General features: G+C 45.1%; 17 protein-coding genes. 6 read left to right on the top strand and 11 right to left on the bottom strand.

The window, feature by feature from the left end; genetic code table 11:
* Window positions 1-15: 15 nt before the first annotated feature.
* The 7 genes from CBE68_RS02620 to CBE68_RS02590 all read right to left on the bottom strand — a co-directional run bounded on the left by CBE68_RS02620 (window position 16) and on the right by CBE68_RS02590 (window position 9,793).
* Complete coding sequence (locus CBE68_RS02620) at window positions 16-3,132, bottom strand: HsdR family type I site-specific deoxyribonuclease (protein ID WP_087504517.1); 3,117 nt, start codon at window positions 3,130-3,132, stop codon at window positions 16-18.
* A complete protein-coding gene (locus CBE68_RS02615) occupies window positions 3,125-4,255 on the bottom strand; it encodes an AAA family ATPase (protein ID WP_087504516.1) in 1,131 nt (376 codons plus the stop codon). The genes CBE68_RS02620 and CBE68_RS02615 overlap by 8 nt, the downstream gene beginning before the upstream one ends.
* Window positions 4,255-5,502: a restriction endonuclease subunit S gene (locus CBE68_RS02610; RefSeq protein WP_087504515.1), complete on the bottom strand. Its 1,248-nt coding sequence runs from the start codon at window positions 5,500-5,502 to the stop codon at window positions 4,255-4,257. Before CBE68_RS02610 ends, CBE68_RS02615 begins: the two co-directional genes overlap by 1 nt.
* Entirely contained in the window at window positions 5,499-7,064 is a 1,566-nt protein-coding gene (locus tag CBE68_RS02605; RefSeq protein ID WP_087504514.1) for a type I restriction-modification system subunit M, read from the bottom strand. The genes CBE68_RS02610 and CBE68_RS02605 overlap by 4 nt, the downstream gene beginning before the upstream one ends.
* Window positions 7,065-7,133: 69 nt before the next feature.
* Entirely contained in the window at window positions 7,134-8,057 is a 924-nt protein-coding gene (locus CBE68_RS02600; protein ID WP_087504513.1) for a WYL domain-containing protein, read from the bottom strand.
* Window positions 8,058-8,374: 317 nt separating this feature from the next.
* On the bottom strand, window positions 8,375-8,674 hold the full coding sequence (locus CBE68_RS02595; RefSeq protein WP_087504512.1) for a hypothetical protein: 300 nt from the start codon (window positions 8,672-8,674) through the stop codon (window positions 8,375-8,377).
* A gap of 213 nt (window positions 8,675-8,887) precedes the next feature.
* Window positions 8,888-9,793 carry a 3'-5' exonuclease gene (locus tag CBE68_RS02590; RefSeq protein WP_087504511.1) on the bottom strand — a complete coding sequence of 302 codons (906 nt, stop codon included), beginning with the start codon at window positions 9,791-9,793 and terminating at the stop codon, window positions 8,888-8,890.
* A gap of 639 nt (window positions 9,794-10,432) precedes the next feature.
* Between CBE68_RS02590 and umuD the strand changes: the two genes are divergently transcribed.
* Together umuD and umuC are read left to right on the top strand one after the other, a co-directional pair.
* On the top strand, window positions 10,433-10,882 hold the full coding sequence (umuD, locus tag CBE68_RS02580) for a translesion error-prone DNA polymerase V autoproteolytic subunit (protein ID WP_087504510.1): 450 nt from the start codon (window positions 10,433-10,435) through the stop codon (window positions 10,880-10,882).
* Window positions 10,883-10,889: 7 nt separating this feature from the next.
* Entirely contained in the window at window positions 10,890-12,158 is a 1,269-nt protein-coding gene (umuC, locus tag CBE68_RS02575; protein WP_087504509.1) for a translesion error-prone DNA polymerase V subunit UmuC, read from the top strand.
* A gap of 10 nt (window positions 12,159-12,168) precedes the next feature.
* Here the strand turns inward: umuC and mobI are convergent, their stop codons facing one another.
* A complete protein-coding gene (mobI, locus tag CBE68_RS02570) occupies window positions 12,169-12,594 on the bottom strand; it encodes a conjugative transfer protein MobI(A/C) (RefSeq protein WP_443093999.1) in 426 nt (141 codons plus the stop codon).
* A 482-nt stretch (window positions 12,595-13,076) separates the two neighbouring features.
* Here mobI and CBE68_RS02565 point away from each other — a divergent pair, with 482 nt between their 5' ends.
* From CBE68_RS02565 to CBE68_RS02550, 4 genes are all read left to right on the top strand, one after another.
* On the top strand, window positions 13,077-14,051 hold the full coding sequence (locus tag CBE68_RS02565) for a ParM/StbA family protein (protein WP_008305551.1): 975 nt from the start codon (window positions 13,077-13,079) through the stop codon (window positions 14,049-14,051).
* 2 nt (window positions 14,052-14,053) lie between these two features.
* Window positions 14,054-14,323 (top strand): hypothetical protein, encoded by a 270-nt coding sequence (locus CBE68_RS02560; protein ID WP_039995235.1) that lies wholly within the window; start codon window positions 14,054-14,056, stop codon window positions 14,321-14,323.
* Window position 14,324: 1 nt separating this feature from the next.
* Entirely contained in the window at window positions 14,325-15,566 is a 1,242-nt protein-coding gene (locus tag CBE68_RS02555) for a tyrosine-type recombinase/integrase (RefSeq protein ID WP_025441390.1), read from the top strand.
* 268 nt (window positions 15,567-15,834) lie between these two features.
* A complete protein-coding gene (locus CBE68_RS02550) occupies window positions 15,835-16,047 on the top strand; it encodes a hypothetical protein (RefSeq protein WP_040132767.1) in 213 nt (70 codons plus the stop codon).
* Window positions 16,048-16,098: 51 nt separating this feature from the next.
* On the opposite strand, the gene CBE68_RS02545 is transcribed toward CBE68_RS02550, so the two are convergent.
* From CBE68_RS02545 to CBE68_RS02530, 3 genes are all read right to left on the bottom strand, one after another.
* A complete protein-coding gene (locus tag CBE68_RS02545) occupies window positions 16,099-16,293 on the bottom strand; it encodes a helix-turn-helix transcriptional regulator (RefSeq protein WP_039995236.1) in 195 nt (64 codons plus the stop codon).
* 691 nt (window positions 16,294-16,984) lie between these two features.
* Complete coding sequence (locus CBE68_RS02535) at window positions 16,985-17,677, bottom strand: cytochrome c biogenesis CcdA family protein (protein ID WP_087504506.1); 693 nt, start codon at window positions 17,675-17,677, stop codon at window positions 16,985-16,987.
* Window positions 17,677-18,057: a thioredoxin family protein gene (locus CBE68_RS02530; RefSeq protein WP_087504505.1), complete on the bottom strand. Its 381-nt coding sequence runs from the start codon at window positions 18,055-18,057 to the stop codon at window positions 17,677-17,679. The genes CBE68_RS02535 and CBE68_RS02530 overlap by 1 nt, the downstream gene beginning before the upstream one ends.
* Window positions 18,058-18,371: the final 314 nt, after the last annotated feature.

The following is an 18,371-nucleotide window of genomic DNA, read 5'->3' as shown; positions in this document are numbered from 1 at the left end:
AGCACGTAATAACACTTATATCTGCCCACCCACACCTTTGAATTTTTCAACAAAAGCGGCAATTTTCTGAAACACCGTTTGCTTCTGGGTTCGGTACTGTGGGTTCAATGGGCTAAGTTTGGGCAGCGCCTCATTAAGTGCAGTGCCATTTTCAGAGGCGTACTCACGTTTAAGTGATGACGCAATATAGCGTTTGGCAGCATCGATATTGAGCTTTTCAGAGGCAATAATGGCATCGGCTTCGCGCTTCTGCTCCGCCTGGGCGAATTTGAAGAAAGCGTCGATAATGCTGGCTTTGTCATTGATCTCATCTAGGTTTGTCTGGTTAATAAAATCAACCACCAAGCTTTCTTTCGCTCTATTGCCAAGGCTACCGCGGATCATACGGCGGACTTCTTCAATCAAGCCTTCTTTGCTCTTGTTCTTCTTATTGTGATCAAAAATCAATTCAAGAATGTAATCGAGGTTTATTTCTTGGGATTTAAGCAAATCAATTTCAAAGACCACGTCGTCCCAGTCTACCGTTGACTTATCTTTGTCCTGACCTTCTTTATCGCGTCGCAACCAGTCGCGGGTATCGTTATAGGTAGAGCGATAATCTTGAATAGCACGTTCGCTCGGCATATCGATGGTTTGCATTGCCTCGATGTCAACATCGTCCAGATAGTACTTTGATTTGAACTCTTCAACAGCTTGTTCATCACTGGTATCTAGGCTTTGCAGTGCTTTCAAGCCAGCAAATTCATCGTAGTTTTGTAAAATATTTTCTGCTTTTAGGTATTCACCAAACAGCTTGGCAAACTCTTTTTTATCTTGTTCTTTTTCAATATTTTCTGGGTTTGGAAAGCGTTCTTGCAGCTCTTTTACTATATCAACAAAACCTCGACGCGCTTGGCCAGTAGCAATATCGTTAAAGCCTTCCATGTATTCTTTGTAGCTCTTCTCCAACACCACGTTTTTGGTGTTTTTGTCACCAAACAAGGTGATAGCATCAATGGTTGCCTGCTCTAAGTCCCGGAAGGTAACAATATTGCCAAAGGTCTTCGTTGCATCATAAATGCGATTAGTGCGAGAAAATGCCTGCATCAAGCCGTGATAGCGCAAATTCTTATCAACAAACAAGGTGTTAAGCGTAGGCGCATCAAAGCCCGTTAAAAACATACCGACCACTATGAGCAGATCTATCTCTTGATTCTTCACGCGCTGGGCAAGGTCACGGTAGTAGTTCTGAAAGCCATTACTGTCCACGCCATAGTTAGATTTAAACATGGCGTTGTAATCCGTAATCGCGGCGCTCAAAAACTCTTTCGCGCTGCTGTTCATGGCACTTACTTCAAAACTCTCATCTAAAATATCACCAATGGCGTCCTGCTCTTCATTGGCTGCAAATGAGAAGATAGTTGCAATGCGTAAAGGCTTACTCGTAGGGTCATTCTCAGCCTCGGTCTGCAATGTTTTAAAGGTTTCATAGTAGGCTTTAGCCGCATCAACACTACTGACCGCAAACATGGCGTTAAACCCTTTAGCGCCAGAATAGGCTCGATGCGTTTTCTGGTTAAAATGACTCAGAATATACTGCGAGATTTCACGAATGCGCATTGGATGTAAGAATGCTTTCTTGTTCTCCGCCGCACTAAGCTTCTTATCATCCTGCTCAGTCTCAATGCGCTTAAATTGCGGACGAACATCGTTATAGTCCACTTTGAACTTGAGTACTTTTTCATCACGAATGGCATCAGTGATCACATACGTGTGCAACTGCTGGCCAAACACGCTGCCCGTGGTTTCTGCGCCCAAGGCGTTTTCAGGGAAAATTGGCGTACCGGTAAAGCCAAACTGGTAGTACTTTTTGAATTTCTTCTTCAGGTTTTTCTGCGCTTCACCGAACTGGCTTCGATGACACTCATCAAAAATAAAAACCACTTGCTTGTTGTATATCGCTAAATCACTTTCGCTTTTGATTAAGTTGTTGAGCTTTTGGATGGTGGTAACAACAATCTTGTTATCGTCTTTATCCAGATTACTCTTAAGCCCTGCGGTACTGTCTGAACCGTTCACACTATCAGGTGAGAAGCGCTGATACTCTTTCATCGTCTGATAGTCGAGGTCTTTTCGGTCCACCACAAAAAAGACTTTATCTATACAGTCTAAATCGGTGGCCAAACGTGCCGCTTTAAAGCTAGTGAGTGTTTTTCCTGAGCCTGTGGTGTGCCAAATGTATCCACCGCTCTCGGTGTTGCTCCAGTTCTTAGCGTTAAACGCGCTCTTTATCTTCCATAAAATGCGCTCAGTGGCCGCAATCTGGTAGGGGCGCATTACAAGTAAGGTATTGCTGACATCAAATACCGAGTAACGCAAGATCACTTCAAGTAAGGTCTCTTTCTGGAAAAAAGTGGCGGTAAAGTCTTTTAAATCCTTGATCAGCGTATTGTCTGACTTCGCCCAGTTCATCGTAAAATCGAAGCTGTTTTTGTCGCGCTTGGTCGTGTTGGCAAAATAGCGCGTGTCGGTGCCATTAGAGATCACAAACAGCTGCAAGAACTTGTACAACGAGTTCTCTGCATTAAAGCTCTCTTTGCTGTACCTATGAATTTGATTAAATGCCTCACGGATAGCCACACCACGCTTTTTCAGTTCAATTTGCACCAAAGGCAAACCATTGACCAAAATCGTCACATCATAACGGTTAGCATGACTTCCCGTTTGCTCAAACTGCTTAATGACCTGCACTTTGTTACGAGCAATGGTCTTCTTGTCGAACAGGTATATATTTTCTATATGGCCATCATCAAAGACAAAATCGAAGATATAGTCACTGTGCACCTTGCGGGTTTTATCAAGAATATTGTCGCTGGGTGTGTTTAGGTATTGCTCGCAAAAGCGAGTCCACTCGGCATCGTTAAACTGGACCTTGTTGAGGGCTTGTAGCTGCTTGCGCACATTCGCCAGCATGGCGTCTGGCGTCGTTAGCGTAGGTAAATACTCATAGCCTTGGTTGCTTAGGTCCTGAATCAGCTCACGTTCTAAATCACCTTCGCTCTGGTAGCTTTCACTTACCTGCGTTTGCTTTGTGTATTTGTCTAAGACAATAAAATTATTTGATTCTGCAATCGGCTTTGTTGTATTAGTCATTCTGTGCTCCTTGCAGTTTAAAACCATAATTATTTAATAGATGTTCAAGTAGAAACTTAACAATCTGCTTCTCAGGTTCGGTAGGTTCTGCAACTTCTTCGTTTGATAATGAACGATGACTATAAAAGTGCATCACTCGTTTGGCGTATAGCTCGCGGCTTTCGGGTAATAACGCTGTCCAATCTGCGTACCCCAAAAATGCTGCGACTTTCTCATAAAGGTTGCGCAGCAAATTGAAGTGAAAACGCTGTATTTCATTTTTAGTGATAGCTTGTTCAATCAATTGCTTGATATACAAGTGATATGAAAAACTGGTATTCGCGCCACCTTTTTTTTCTTTTAGATCAAAAGTCCCATCTTCAAATCGTTGCAATAAGTAACAGATTTTCGAATTAAGCTCATTGTGTAACACATTGTAAAATAGCGGATTATGTGTCGATATGATAAATTTAAGCTTCTCAGATTTGCTTAACTTGATTAGTTCCGCCAAATTAACTGCAAGTTCAATTAAATGGTTTTCATCTAATGAGCTGACGGGATCATCAATGAACACATATTCTAGCTGATTGAAGCTCTCATCATCCTCTTCATCAGGATTATTCATAACCCTAACAACTTGCTCTAGAAGCCCATGAAAAATACTCCAGACAAAATTACTTTCTTCGCCCTTAGATATTTTTACATGCTGTGCTCTTTCCGCATTACCTCGCTCAAATGAAAACGTTACTTGAGTAAAGTCTTCATTAAAATGAGGCGTCAACTTCTCGTTGCTATAACGCTGAAACAACCTGGTGATATTAGGCTCTTGACCTTGCACTTTTAATATCCAATCGGTAAACGTATTAGGTTGGATTTTTAACTTCGGCTCTGCATCAGCATCTAAATCGTTATCCCAGTAAAACAGGTCTTCCGTAAACGCGTTGTAATACAAAATCTTATGACGCGACAGTGGCGCTTGCTCTGCACCATCAAGATCATCAAGTCCATCTTCCTTTGGCGCGATGATCTCTTTAAATTCACGCGACAAACGCGTTTTACCCGTGCCATTAAAGGCATAGATCAACTGCACCTTTTTATCGGACGCTTGCAACAACTCTGCTATTTCCGTTAGCGTTTTACTCATTAAGCTGCCTCATCTGAATGAGATTTCGGGAAGCTCAACAACAGATCACGATAATACTCGTATTGCTTTTGGCGTAACTCAATTTCGCGGGGGAGACCTTCTTGCAGCGAAGTTGTTAAGGTATCGAATTTATCCAATATCGCTACAATTCGCGCCTGCTCGGCCAATGATTTCGCAGGATCATTTGCATAAGGAACAGGTAACTTAAAGTTCTTAATGATTGTCGAATTTAGATCTCCTCTTGCACCTTGTCCTAGAGCTTTTATGTTTTCATAATTGAAACTAACCCAATGAAAGACGTATCTGTATAGAGCTTTTTTATCGTCGATTTCCAAACATCCACAGTGCTGATTAGTTGTTAGAGGAATCTTATTTACTCCAGATCTACCAGCAGTTGCTCCAGAAATAGCAATTATCACGCAATTTTCAGGTATCCATTTGGCTGATGAGTTTTGCAAAGCAGCTGGAGTTACTTTTACATCTGTGTCGAAAATATCAGCAAACTTTACTTCCTGAGTTCTAAGCCATGGTATATCACCGTATTCGTAAAATTCTGGATTGCCGGCCTTAGGTGTTCCACCTGAATACCATTTTTTAGTAACATCACCCAACGTCTTCCACTCAACTTCACCCTCTCCTGCCTGATCGGCAGACAGGTCAAAACTTAGCAACTGGTCGCGGTAGTAGTTGTATTGTTTTTTCCGTAGGTTAAGCTCGGCGGTCAGCTCGGCGGTCATGGCGGTAAATGCATCCAGAATGCGTACAATTTCAGCTTGTATTGCCAGCGATTTTTCTGGGTTATCTGGGCATGGAATGGGGACTGCAATTTTTTCAACCTGATGACTCATTAGCTTCGGATTACCCATACCTGAGTAAACGTACTTTTTAGCTTCAGTTGTCAACCAATAATACAAGTACTTATAGTTTAAAAGGTTTTCATCTATGATCTTCATGAGACCACAAACATTTGTAATTGAAAATTTCCCTTTACGATAAAATATAGTGCCCGCATTAGCGCCATCGGTGGTCCAACTAATATATTCACCATCAAAATCGTAAGTGTCGATTGAGCCAATCATTCCATCATTTGCTGTTTGAGAGCTATAAACAGGGAATATTCCTGTATTTTCAGACAGGAACCCTTTTGACATAACTCTCCCTCGGCGTAATGTTACTAAATCACCTAAAGCTTGCCATTCAGTACCCACGCCTTCTAATAGCTTCTCTAAATAGTTCAAGTGACTCATGCTTCAACCTCCTCACCTTCAATTTCCGCTACAATGGCGTCAATATCACTGCGAAGCGCATCAATTTTAGCAACGGTGGTTTTAAGTTCGGCATTAAGCTCTGTAATATTCACTAGCTCGCGGTTGTCTTTCGCTTCCACATAACTGCTTACCGAAAGGTTGTAGCTATTGCCTGCTATGACGTCCAAATCAACCGATTTAGCAAAGTGATCCACGTTCTCTTTGCTGGCAAACACTTTCATGATGTCTTCAATGTGCTGCTCAGTCAGCACGTTGTTGTTGGTTTCTTTTTTGAAATAAGCTTCGCCACTGGCATCAATAAACTGGGTGGTGGTGTCAGTTTTGTGTTTCGACAACACCAAAATATTCACCGCAATGGTGGTGCCAAAGAACAGGTTTGGTGCCAGTGAAATCACGGTTTCAACGTAGTTGTTATCAACCAGATATTGACGAATTTTTTGCTCAGCACCACCACGGTAAAAAATACCGGGGAAGCAAACAATGGCTGCACGACCTTTGCTTGATAGGTAACTCAGTGCATGCAGCACAAAGGCAAAGTCGGCTTTTGATTTGGGTGCCAATACGCCAGCGGGCGCAAAGCGGTCATCGTTGATTAGGGTTGGGTCGTCGCTACCAATCCATTTCACCGAATAAGGGGGGTTAGAGACAATGGCATCAAACGGTTTGTCATCTAAAAAGTGTGGTTCGGTTAAGGTATCACCCAACTGTATATTAAACTTGTCGTAGTTAATGTTGTGCAAAAACATATTCATACGCGCCAAGTTGTAGGTAGTGTGGTTGAGCTCTTGACCAAAAAAACCATCTTCAATGATATGCGCATCAAAGTGCTTTTTAGCTTGTAACAGCAACGAGCCCGAACCCGCCGCAGGGTCATAGATTTTATTCACACTGGTTTGGCCGTGCATGGCCAGCTGCGCGATCAATTTTGAAACGTGCTGGGGGGTGAAAAATTCGCCACCGGATTTACCCGCATTGGCGGCATAGTTTGAAATCAGGAACTCATAGGCATCACCAAATAAATCAATTTGGTTGTCTTCAAAATTACCGAAGGTTAAACCTGCCACGCCTTTTAACACGGCTGACAGGCGTTTGTTTTTTGCCTCTACCGTATTACCCAGACGATTACTGGTGGTATCAAAATCCGCAAACAAGCCCTTGATGTCTTTTTCTGAATCATAGCCATTGGCTGAGTTTTCTATTGCAGCAAAAATTGCTGCCAAATCCGTATTTAAATTTTCGTTTTTGTGTGCATTAGCCGCTACATTGCTAAACAACTGGCTAGGGTAAAGAAAATAGCCTTTGGTTTTAATGGCATCTTCTTTAGCAAACTTGATGTTTTCATCATCGTCAGACATGGCAGCATAATTAACGCTCTCATCGCCGCCTGTGATGTAGTTGACAAAGTTTTCACTGATAAAACGGTAGAACAGCGTACCCAGTACATATTGTTTAAAATCCCAACCATCCACTGAGCCTCTTACATCGTTGGCAATCGCCCATATTTGGCGTTGAAGTTCGGCACGTTGTTGTAAACTTGTCATTTGTTAATTCCTGCTTTTAATTCGTCATAATTCGTTTATGGGTTATGCAATATTCACTGTCGTCGAACATCATTCGTTAAACCCTGGAGCTAAATTCAAATTTCCGACCCCGTAGAGTGTCGGAGTATTCTTTAACCAAAGTTGGTATTCAGTGCCTTGAAGGCTGTGTGCTTTGGAACAATCCACATGCCATTGGCGAAGCAAATACCCAGCGGTTGCAGCCCTAATCTCAACCTTTAGAACGCCACCCGTCATGCCATAGTCCAGCTCTATCGCTTCGCTGTGCTCTATGCGTGGGTGCGGCACTAACTCTAGTTCTACAAAGCGATTCCATTGCCGGTCTTGGGTTTCGAGTTCCGTTTCAGACAAAGTGGAATCTTCAAGCACAGCCGCTGCTTTAATTCGGGTCAGTACAAAGTCACGGAACTCACCATGCTTGCGGTCAAAACCACGAACATGCCAACGCAGGCCATTGTCCACCAGCGTATGCGGCACAATTTCACGCGTGGTTTCACCGCTCGATAACGACACATAGGTGATACGCAAGGCTTTGCCTTTGTGAATGGCCTCGGTGACTTTCGCTACTATCGATAAACTCGGCTTGTTAAGGTGATAAGGCGCTTCACAAGCCAGTGGTGGTTTTACCTTGCCAGTGAAGCCATCTCCGTACCCTTGGCTAATCGTCGCCAGCGTTCTCACAACGTCATAGTCGAACAAGGGCTCAAAAGCTTCACCGCGCTTATGCAACTTGAGCTTTTGGTCATACTCAATGTTGCCTGGTGCAAGCTCTCGGTACATGGTGAAGTCTTTCGTTGCTTGTGCGGCGGCAATGCTGAACCGATCTACTAAGTCTGCCCGTACCGCTTCTCCCTTAAACAACAAGGTGAAATCGATATGGGCAATGCGATCCCTGGTTGCTTGTGGCAACTGCGCGATCTGCGAAAGCCTATCTGGCTTCGCCACTACCGTTTGTTTCAGACCATCATTTGTCATGCGTCTTGTTTATCCAATTCAACCAGATTCTTAAAACTCTGTTTATAAAGTACGGTCAGACATCGCTTAATCACATTGAATAGTGTCACTCAATGCTGCTCTTTATCCGCAATGACTTAGCAATCTCTACCGGTTGAAGCTGGACAGATAGCCATAAAACACTGAATAGGCTTCAACCTAATTAATTTTATTAGGTATCATCCTATCACAAATTATTTTGTAGGGAAGGCTAAGCGGCAACTTTTTGATCTAGATTGCAATTGCCGCTCAGGTATGGGCGTGAAGACATTGTTTCATGCCATTGCTGATAGCCGCTATCAATGCGCTACCCGAACCAATGGCACCACGATGTTGCCACGATGAGATACCCCTTTGTCCGACTCTGTAGACATCTGGGCTCGTTGCTCACTTTCCCGAATGCGCCTAGCAACTTCCGCCTGGGATGGTAGCAATGGCAACATCCCTTCAGCGATCGCGTCTGGGGCAGACTCTTGGCCACAGGACATCAAATGCTTCCATGGATCTTTAAGAAAGCGCTCGAACGTGATGCCAAATTCAATGATGCGGGCAGAGATGAAGATTTCGCCCCAGTATTCAATGTAGGTGTCTTGGTACATGGAAAGATTCCTCTTGTTGGTTATATACCCTGCCTACTTGCAGCCGCAGCGGTGTTACCTGCATTCGCTCACCCCAATCACATAGAAGATCTATGCTCATGGGCATTCGCTCACTTGCCGCCTAGCTGCAACACCAAGTAGTTTGGGTATAACGTAAGTTCACTTTCCATTTTCCAGATGTTTTCAAATATGCAAGGCTTACCTTGTAGAGAGCTACAAAGCTTTAAATCGATTACGGGCATCTTTGTAGTCATAGTGGGCATGTTCTGAGCCACGATGATACAAATCATCCAGGTAAGTTTGTTCCTGCGGCAACTCGTCTTCGCTGATTTCGCGCCACCAATGCTTGTTGGCACCTTTAACGCCGTCATGCCAACGGTAACCACGTTCTTTTAAATAGTCCTTTACGTCAAACGGCGCACCAAACGCACGAACTAACACAGTTCGCCTGTCTGCTTCAGACAACAAGTTTGCAACGGTCTCGGGCAACAAATGGAACAACCAGGCCATCGCCAAACAATCGGTTGCGGCTCGGTGTCCTTCATAAAACCAACCTAAGCGAAGCAGCAGGTACTCAAGCTTTCGACTTTCAAAACCCAGCGCCTTCCAATCTATGCCACTGGCTGAACAGGCCCAAGATAGATGGCCTAATGCAGCAAACCGCTTTTCAAAGAAAGGACGATCAAACTGTGCATTGTGTGCAACCACCAGCGGATCATCGGATAACCAACTCGCTACCAGTGAATCATCAATGCGCTGGCCTCGCACCATGTCATCGGTAATACCGGTTAACTCTGTAATCAGCTCGGGGATTGGCTTGCCGGGATCTTCATACAAACTGATCACATCAACAATCGACACAATCCGCTTAGCCGAGGGACTGTAAAGCACCTTAACCATACCAAGCTCAATAATGGACTCATCATCGGCAGACAGTCCGGTTGTCTCTGTATCGAGCAGCACCATTGGCTGTTCATCACCGACCATAGGAGAAAGTTCAAGTGGCCAGGACTGCGGCTCACGGGTTAATGGAATACGCTCCAGCAATCTAAAATCTTCTGGTCTTGCTGGGATATCCGCGAGGCGCTCTATCGGAAATGGCGCAGGGGCTCTTGTCATTGATGGTTCCTCTTCAATTCTATTGTTCGCTTTGGGTTATTTCACTGTGCCACAGGTTGTACAAAATGCACCTTGGATACCTCAGCGTTTTTTTGATCTTTCTACTGGGTGAACCTATGTAGAAAGGCTTTGACTAAGCCTTTCAGAAAGCCTTAGCTAAACCGTTTAGGTAACCCTTACCGATACCCTTTACGTATGGCTTAGCCAACCCCTTTTCAAACGGTTGAAAAAGGCTTTAACTGAGTTCGACTGAGCATTTTAATGATGCTCCTGACTTCGCTTTAAGCCAGTAAATTCAATACGAAGCAGAATTTTACCAACTGTTTTCAAACCCTTTGCAAAGGGTTCAACAAGCCTTGTTTGACGGTTACTTGACCCATGTGTTAACCAGTAGCAGTAACAGGATCAGTAACAGAAACAAGAGCAGTAGGCAGAAGCAGTATTGTCCAAGCCTTGCAGGCTTTGACGAGGGTGAGCTATCCCCACATCTAGTTTTTCATCACAAAAAATAAATCACCGACAACACAGCGTCTTACTCGAACAACTACAGTTTTACCTACAATTTTACTTGTAGAAATCAGCATAGCATTAGATACTGTATAAACAAACAGTATTAATTGTGATTTTTCGAGGTTCGTCATGAGTGTCTCGCTGATAGGCCGTAGCGGCGCACTTGCCTTCATCAAAGCCAAGCGCCTTCGTATTCCATTGTTTATGGAACGTGTTTCTGCTGGTTTTCCCTCACCAGCGCAGGATTATGTTGAGCAAACGCTCGACCTTAACGAGCTTTGCATCAAACGACCGGCTGCAACGTTCTTTGTGCGTGTTGAAGGTGATTCTATGATTGATGCCGGGATTCACCCAGATGATATTCTGGTAGTTGATCGCTCTGTCCATGCAGAACACGGTGACATTGTCATCGCGGGAATCCATGGAGAACTCACGGTAAAGGAGCTTCAACTAAGGCCGTGCGTCAAGCTGATCCCAAGAAACCCGGCGTATGAGCCCATCCATATTCCTGAAGGAACAGAGTTGGAGATATTTGGTGTGGTCACCAATGTGGTGCGAAACATGCGCCGTAAGTCGTGACTATCCCATGCCTGTATTTGCCTTGGTGGACTGCAACAACTTTTACGCCAGTTGTGAGAAGCTGTTTCGTCCTGATTTAAAAGATACGCCGGTTGTGGTGCTTTCCAATAACGACGGCTGCGTGGTTGCACGGTCACGTGAAGCTAAGTTACTCGGTATTAAAATGGGCGTACCCGTCTTTCAGATCAAAGCTGAAATGCAGCGCCATGGCATTTTGGCATTCTCGTCTAACTATGCGCTGTATGCGGATTTAAGCAGTCGAGTGATGCGCACTTTGGAGGAGATGGCACCACGAGTAGAGGTTTACTCCATTGACGAAGCGTTTTTGGACTTAACCGGTATTGAGTCTGCCATATCTCTTGTCGAGTTCGGACAACAAGTGCGAGAGCGCATAGGCCACTGGATTGGGATCACCGTCTGTGTAGGCATTGCACCAACTAAAACACTCGCCAAACTGGCAAACCATGCCGCCAAAAAGTATCCAGCCACTCAGGGCGTTGTAGACCTGACCAATCCAGATCGGCAACGTCGATTGCTCGCATTAGTTCCGGTTGATGATGTTTGGGGCGTTGGTAGACGGCTTTCTAAGCGGTTAAATGCGTTGGGTATCACCACAGCCTTAGACCTAGCCAATGCCTCTCCTAGAGCTATCAGAGACCAGTTCTCGGTGGTTTTAGAGAGAACCGTCAGAGAGCTCAATGGTGAGTCGTGCATTGAACTTGAAGAGATCCCGCCAACTAAGAAGCAAATCGTCTGTAGCCGTTCATTTGGCGCAAAAGTAACGCAATTTGAATTGTTACGTGAGGCCGTATGTGAATACGCAACCCGCGCCACTGAGAAGCTACGCAAAGAACAGCAGCAAGCCAAAGTGATGACCGTGTTTATACGAACCAGCCCCTTTAAGGACAACGAGCCGCAATACAGCAATTCCGCATCGGGTGAGTTGCTGATCCCCAGTTGCGATACGCGGGATTTTATCGAGCTGGCCAATCACTTACTCAAGCGGATATGGAAGGATGGTTTTCGTTATGCCAAAGCGGGCGTCATGCTGTCTGACTTTTACGATCCTGGCATGTTTCAACCAGGACTATTCGATGACGTATCGACCCGCTCCAATAGCCAACAGTTAATGTCTGTATTGGACACCATTAATCAAAGCGGTGCCGGAAAGGTTTTCTTTGCTGGACAAGGTACGAAGAAAGATTGGTCGATGAAGCGAGAGCATTTGTCTCCCGCCTACACAACACGCTGGGACCAGTTGCCGCGAGTGAAGTAGCGCAGTTAACTCAATAGGCATTCACTCTGCGACGCAGCATGTTGAGCTTATCAACCTGGCGTCGAATATTACTGAAGAATTCTTCTTTCTCCATGGCCAGCGCTAACTCCCATTCTTTGGCTAGACCTTGGCAGTCCAAAAATGCGTATCTCAGCTTCGTCTTTGAAATACGCAGTCCCTTGCTAAAGACCACGCGCTTGCCTCGTTGACCGTGAAAGCTGTTGATGTACCACTCTATGCCAAAGCCATACTTAAAGTCTCTGATACGGACACCAAGCAGCCCCCAATCTTTAAAGGGCGCATTCTCACGAACCTTGTAATGGGTAACCCAAAAGTCATCAACTTCAGCTCGTGCCAGCGCTTTTAGCCTGTCTGTTTCTTGCTGAAGTAAATCTGATACCTCTGCTTTCCATTGTTCATTGACGATTTCTACCAAACCAATTTCCCCATCCAATTAACCCCAAAAGCCAAAACCACTATCCGTTTGGCTTTTGGATCGAAACGCCAAACGTAAAACTGCCGTAACAATCACTGTTTGGCGTCTCGATATAAATCAACTCGCGCAATCCCATACCTGACAAGGGATACAGCCCGATTTCACTTAAAAACGCCTAAAAAGACGTATCGTCATGAAGATACAAACCGTTTGGCGAGTTCAGGCCAGAATGCAAACGACGTTTGGCGTCTCGATTTTTTTGACTAGGTCATCCGCCGCCAAACAGAGCCTATTCTCATACTTTTGCGAAAATGCAATAGGCAGATAGATGAAAGGATTTGTCACCTTTCTGCCCACCGCCAGTGCACCGAATCCTGATAATGACATTTGAGTGAACCGCCAGAGCACTTGGAAATACCCAAGCGTGGCCAGTGCGGTTGATTGAAAACCGTTAGAGCACTTTGAGTGCACAGGAGATAAGTATGTTTGTACTAGGCGTAGATATCGGTTACTCAAACCTGAAGCTGGCAATTGGCCAATCAGGCAGTGAACCGAAAACCATTATTCTGCCTGCGGGTGCCGGTCCTGCGGATCGTATGCCAGAGCGTATCGGTGGAGGCGATGATGAAACTTGTTTGTATGTGTCAGTCGATAATGAGCGTTGGGCCGCTGGTGTTCCTGCTGGACGCCTTCAAGGCTGGGAACGAGAGCTTCACCCGGAATATCCCACCACAAAAACCTATAAGGCACTTTTTCATGCCGCCTTGTTAATGGCTGAAACAGAATCCATCGATTTGGTTGTCACTGGATTACCGGTTTCCCAGTTTCATGAACCACAACGTAAATCTGATCTTGTGAAGCGTTTAAAAGGTGTCCATCAAGTGACGCCTAAGCGCAGCATCACCGTTCATGACGTCAAAGTGCTGCCGCAGCCTGCCGGTGCCTATATGGATCTGGTTCAAACAGGTGGAGATTTGGGCTTGATTGAAGAAGGTCGCGTCGTCGTCATAGATCCCGGCTTTTTTTCTGTTGACTGGGTTGCCCTTGAGGCCGGAGAAATTCGCTACAGCTCATCAGGAACCAGTCTTCAGGCAATGTCCGTGCTACTGGAAACCATCGATAAGCTGATTTCAGAAGATCACGGTGCAAAAGTAGGTATGGATCGACTTGAAAAAGCCATGAGAACCGGCGACTTACAGGTCCTGCTATTTGGAGAAAAAGTCGATATTTCACCTTATCTAAATGCTGCCATGAAAAAGGTAGCGCCTGTTGCTCTTACAGCCATGCGCCAATCCATGCGTGACGAAAGCATCAATGCGGACTTGGTTTTGATCGCCGGTGGGGGAGCCTTGGCTTATAAGGAAGCGGCCAAAGAGATTTTTTCACGAAGCAAGATTATCGTGCCGGAACAGTCTGTTTTGGCGAACGTCCGAGGCTTCTGGTTTTATGGGGCGTGATCATGAGAGTCGTCGTCAACATTCCCCCAGGGAGCCACCCTGAACTACTCAAAGAATTGGAAAAGACGCCGCCACGGGAACGTGCTGAGCGTCTGAGGATGCTGGCCACATTTGGGTTAATTCACATGAGCCAACCCAATCTATTAACGACATCTGTACCGGTGGATGGCCTTGCACCAGATGGTGACGTTACTTCTATGAGTACAGCGCCAGAACCCAAAGCAGAAACACGTAAACAATCATTAAAATCAAAACTAGGGCTGGGCTTATAACATGGCGTTATCAGTTAGCTGGCTCGATGCCAGGTTAAATAAAGAAGCAAAAGAAACCGTAGTAAAAGCCGACCGAGATGGGCTAAGTGCTCGGGTATCGCCCAAGGGCAAAATTGTTTTTCAGTTTCGTTATCGGTTCGATGGCAAGCAACAGCGGGTAGACATAGGTACTTACCCCCTTATGAAGCTTGCTGAAGCCAGGAATGAGCTGGATAGGTTAAGGGCAGTACTTGATCAAGGCCGAAACCCCAAGCTCTACCTACAGCAGGAACGGGCTAAGTATTCTGCTAATCAAAGCTTCGAATCGATTTTTCGAGACTGGATAGACTCTGCCGGTAAGCAAGGGCTAAAGGAGAAAACGTGGCACTATCAAAAACGCAGCAGTGAAATATATTTGCTACCCCGACTTGGCAAGTACCCATTAACTGACATCAATGAATTATCATTGCGTAACTGTCTTCGTGAGGTTTCGGAGTCGTCCCCTTCAAACACAGAACGCCTAGTTTCTGTGCTGCATAAGTTTTATGACTGGCTGATAGATGAACAGATTTTGGAAATTAACGCCGCCGCTGGGATCACTGCAAAAAAGGTCGGCGGTAAGAAAGGCAAACGAACTCGGGTGCTAAACGACAACGAAATCAGGATACTTTGGCGCTATTTGCATGAGTCAAAAATCACTGAGAAGAATCGCATCTACATAAAACTGCTTCTCTTATTGGGAGGGCGCAAGGGCGAACTCATTCAAGCTGAAAAGCATCACTTTGACTTGCAATCTGCAATGTGGACAGTGCCCATAGAGATCCGCAAACAAGGTGAGAAAATTGGAGCGCCGATCATGCGGCCATTGATTAAGCCAGCTATTGAGCTGATTGAACTGGCGATGCAGATGAGCAAATCAACTTACTTGTTTCCCGCGAACGGACAAGAAGAGCTTGCCACAAATGGCTTTGATACCACTATTCCTAACAATGTGAAAATCTGGGCTCGCAGATCGCTTGGTATTGAGATGGAACACTGGTCTATGCATGATCTTCGCAGAACGATGCGAACGCGAATGTCTGCCATCACGACGCAAGAAGTTGCCGAGTTGATGATTGGCCACAGCAAAAAAGGGCTGGATGCTATCTACAACCAATATCAGTACCTGGATGAAATGCGTCATGCTTACGACGTTTGGTATCAACAACTAGAAACCATCATCGAGCCGACAGGCTTTCCGTTCAACTGGCGTTTCGGACAGTAAGGATTTGTCGCTACCAGTAGATTGGTATTTCTCATTGCGACCATGTCAAAAACCTTCTCAATGTTGTTTTTTGACTGGTCGCTTTAAAACTAGGCTTAAGCCGCATAGCTATCATCAGGGTTTAATCTGGTCGCTTTTCAGCCTGAACTCTTGAGTTTCTCAGTTTGAAACCACATTTATTTTGTAGTGCTTTAGGAAGTGACCCCCTGGGTTCCATTGCTGTTCTTGAATGCACAACCAGTTAGATTCAATTTATTGAGGATTCCAAATGGCGAAAGGTTCAAGTATCAACGGCAATGGCGGTAAAAATGGTGGAAATGATAGCTACACAATTACAGGGCGCGGCGAAGTAAGTCGAAAAACACTGGTTCGTGAAGTTAAGGAAGGTAAACATCCAGACACGCACATTTACAAGCGCAATGGTGTGGAGTACGCCCGAAACAATCCAAATCACGATAAGCCTGACAACATTAACGAATAATATTGTTAAGAGGTTAAGGGCGGAACTTTGCCCTTAACACTTAAACCCTGCTCAACCTTCACTGTTCTCATACTCCTCCAAGTCTTCAATGTGCCAAAGCTTGTTTCGTGTATTTCGGTTGATACGAGGTTGCGGCAAGCTGCCATCTTTTATTCTTCGCCAGAGCGTCGTATAGCTAATGTGGTATCGAGCCATAACTTCGTAAGACGTGAGAAAAGGGGTTACTTGGTGCGCTACTGCTGTCATCTGCATTCTCCTGAAAATCAATGTAAAGCTATCATCGCCTGATTCATCACTTGTTGATGGTCAGAAAGATGCATGATTTGTTCAGAAGATCAGGTCCATACAAATGAACTTTTAGGACAGCAGGAAAGCAACCATTAACCAATTCAACCGGCAAACAATTAGAGATAATCGCGAACGTCTTACCATCATTTCTCGATTTTTAGCAGGAAAAATATAGGTAAGTTTTGGCCAGAACCCAGTAACCACAAGGCCTACAGCTAGGTTTGTGTCATGGAATTTGGCTAAAAACGGTAAATATGGTGATTTGTACTCAAGTTTGTACACACTTTCCGAGGTTACGTTTGAACATCATTGAAAAGCAAAGAAACGAGAAAAAGACAAAAAGCCTTTAAATTCAGTACGTAGAGATGTGATTGTGGTGTGCAATGAAAGGTGGTTTTAAGCGTTGAAAGGCTGGGCGGCATCAGGGTGGCTGATGATCGCAAATGTGCGTCGTTTCGCCACTTCCTCAAGAAATGCTAAATCAGACATAAAATGAATACGTTACGAGTAATGTACCAACCATCAGAGGATGATCGACACAGGGCTTGAAAAAATTGCCGGGCATTGTAGCAGAAAAGGCCACCAAAAGGAGATGACAAAGCAAGTAAACCAGCAGCGCCACTGCGCTGCTGGTGTATGGCAACAATGGTTAAATAGATGTCACCCAGTCAGGCAAGATTTCCAGTGCAAGCATTTCAAGCTGACGGTCGAGGCCAAACAGGATCATTAATGCTAAAGCAATCAAAGTGACACCCAACAAGTTTTTTCCCCAGCTTGAGGCACCTTTAAGGCGGTTAACCTTCAAGCCAGAAAAATAGCCAATCAGCACCAATGGAATCGCCGTACCAATACCAAAAGTCAACATCACGACAAATGCCATCAGCAAACTTTCACCCGTTGAGGCCAGTGCAATGGCGGTGCCCAATGTGGGGCCAACACAAGGCAACCACACCAGCCCCAACGAAGCGCCAATTAAAAACTGAGCGCCATTGCCAGAACCATTGATCTGAGTGTGACCAAACCGACCGACAAACAATGATAAGCCGTATGACAAGCGCTGGTTCAATGCGGGAATCAATAACACAGCGCCCATGGTTAGCATTAAGGCAATGGAGAAATAACGCAGCAATTCAGTCGATAAACCGAAACTCAACAGTGCGAATGTTAATACCGTTCCAGCAAATGCAAAAGCCAAGCTAATCCCCAGCGCCAGCGCAATCACCCCAGTTTTTGATGCTTGCATTGATGAGGCGGTCACCGCTGGGATCATCGGCAGCACACACGGCGACAGCAGACTCAGTAAGCCGGCCAAAAAGGCCAGCGGTATTGCGGTTAACTCCATTACTTCATCTCTGCCGCTTGCAATGCCGCAACGATCTTGTCTTCGCGGGTTTCGGCAACACTTAACCACAACCGCTGCTCTCCTTGCATCAACACCAAAGTTGATTGCCGCGGTGCTTTGAAGTGGGTGACCCACGGCTTCTGATCATCAAAATCAACCTCTAACAAGGTAATTTTTGAGTCAGGATTGTTGTCAAAATATCGCTTCAAGATTTTGCCTTGTTTGGCACAGGTCGGGCACCAACTGGCCTTTACATCAATCAGTACGAGCTGATTGTCAGATTGAAGCTGCTTGTAAGTTTGCTCGTCAAAAGGTTGCGCTGATGCAATTCCAGTCATCAAACCGAACAACAGCACCAACCCAGCGAATAATTTGTTCATGGCTTACTCCTCGTCAAAAACCAAGTGATTTGTCTGCTTCATGGCAGCTATTCGAGAGGACAGAGGGCCGACAAATAATCTTTCAACGAGTGAACGGTACCAGTTGCAACAAAATGTTTCATCGACTGAGAGAATGAAGTTCTGAACCGATTTTTTACCTAGCTCACAGAGGTGAAAATTATGCGTTGCCAAACATGTATAAGATGCACCTTAATCGGTTACACTGACGCTAGATGTGTTAACAAAAGTAATCTCAAAAATCAGTCGTTACAAGGATCGATATTGCGCCCGGAAAGCGCCGCTATACATTGCTT

The organism is Neiella marina (genome assembly GCF_002165625.1).
Taxonomy (GTDB): Bacteria; Pseudomonadota; Gammaproteobacteria; order Enterobacterales; family Neiellaceae; genus Neiella; species Neiella marina.
The sequence above is the reverse complement of the archived record's forward strand: the minus strand, read 5'-3'. Positions and strand labels throughout refer to the sequence as shown.

Bases quoted from the DNA above. Each gene is read 5' to 3' on its own strand.
- CBE68_RS02620 (WP_087504517.1), bottom strand. From the start codon at position 3,132: ATGACTAATACAACAAAGCCGATTGCAGAATCAAATAATTTTATTGTC.
- CBE68_RS02615 (WP_087504516.1), bottom strand. From the start codon at position 4,255: ATGAGTAAAACGCTAACGGAAATAGCAGAGTTGTTGCAAGCGTCCGAT.
- CBE68_RS02610 (WP_087504515.1), bottom strand. From the start codon at position 5,502: ATGAGTCACTTGAACTATTTAGAGAAGCTATTAGAAGGCGTGGGTACT.
- CBE68_RS02605 (WP_087504514.1), bottom strand. From the start codon at position 7,064: ATGACAAGTTTACAACAACGTGCCGAACTTCAACGCCAAATATGGGCG.
- CBE68_RS02600 (WP_087504513.1), bottom strand. From the start codon at position 8,057: ATGACAAATGATGGTCTGAAACAAACGGTAGTGGCGAAGCCAGATAGG.
- CBE68_RS02595 (WP_087504512.1), bottom strand. From the start codon at position 8,674: ATGTACCAAGACACCTACATTGAATACTGGGGCGAAATCTTCATCTCT.
- CBE68_RS02590 (WP_087504511.1), bottom strand. From the start codon at position 9,793: ATGACAAGAGCCCCTGCGCCATTTCCGATAGAGCGCCTCGCGGATATC.
- umuD (WP_087504510.1), top strand. From the start codon at position 10,433: ATGAGTGTCTCGCTGATAGGCCGTAGCGGCGCACTTGCCTTCATCAAA.
- umuC (WP_087504509.1), top strand. From the start codon at position 10,890: ATGCCTGTATTTGCCTTGGTGGACTGCAACAACTTTTACGCCAGTTGT.
- CBE68_RS02565 (WP_008305551.1), top strand. From the start codon at position 13,077: ATGTTTGTACTAGGCGTAGATATCGGTTACTCAAACCTGAAGCTGGCA.
- CBE68_RS02560 (WP_039995235.1), top strand. From the start codon at position 14,054: ATGAGAGTCGTCGTCAACATTCCCCCAGGGAGCCACCCTGAACTACTC.
- CBE68_RS02555 (WP_025441390.1), top strand. From the start codon at position 14,325: ATGGCGTTATCAGTTAGCTGGCTCGATGCCAGGTTAAATAAAGAAGCA.
- CBE68_RS02550 (WP_040132767.1), top strand. From the start codon at position 15,835: ATGGCGAAAGGTTCAAGTATCAACGGCAATGGCGGTAAAAATGGTGGA.
- CBE68_RS02545 (WP_039995236.1), bottom strand. From the start codon at position 16,293: ATGACAGCAGTAGCGCACCAAGTAACCCCTTTTCTCACGTCTTACGAA.
- CBE68_RS02535 (WP_087504506.1), bottom strand. From the start codon at position 17,677: ATGGAGTTAACCGCAATACCGCTGGCCTTTTTGGCCGGCTTACTGAGT.
- CBE68_RS02530 (WP_087504505.1), bottom strand. From the start codon at position 18,057: ATGAACAAATTATTCGCTGGGTTGGTGCTGTTGTTCGGTTTGATGACT.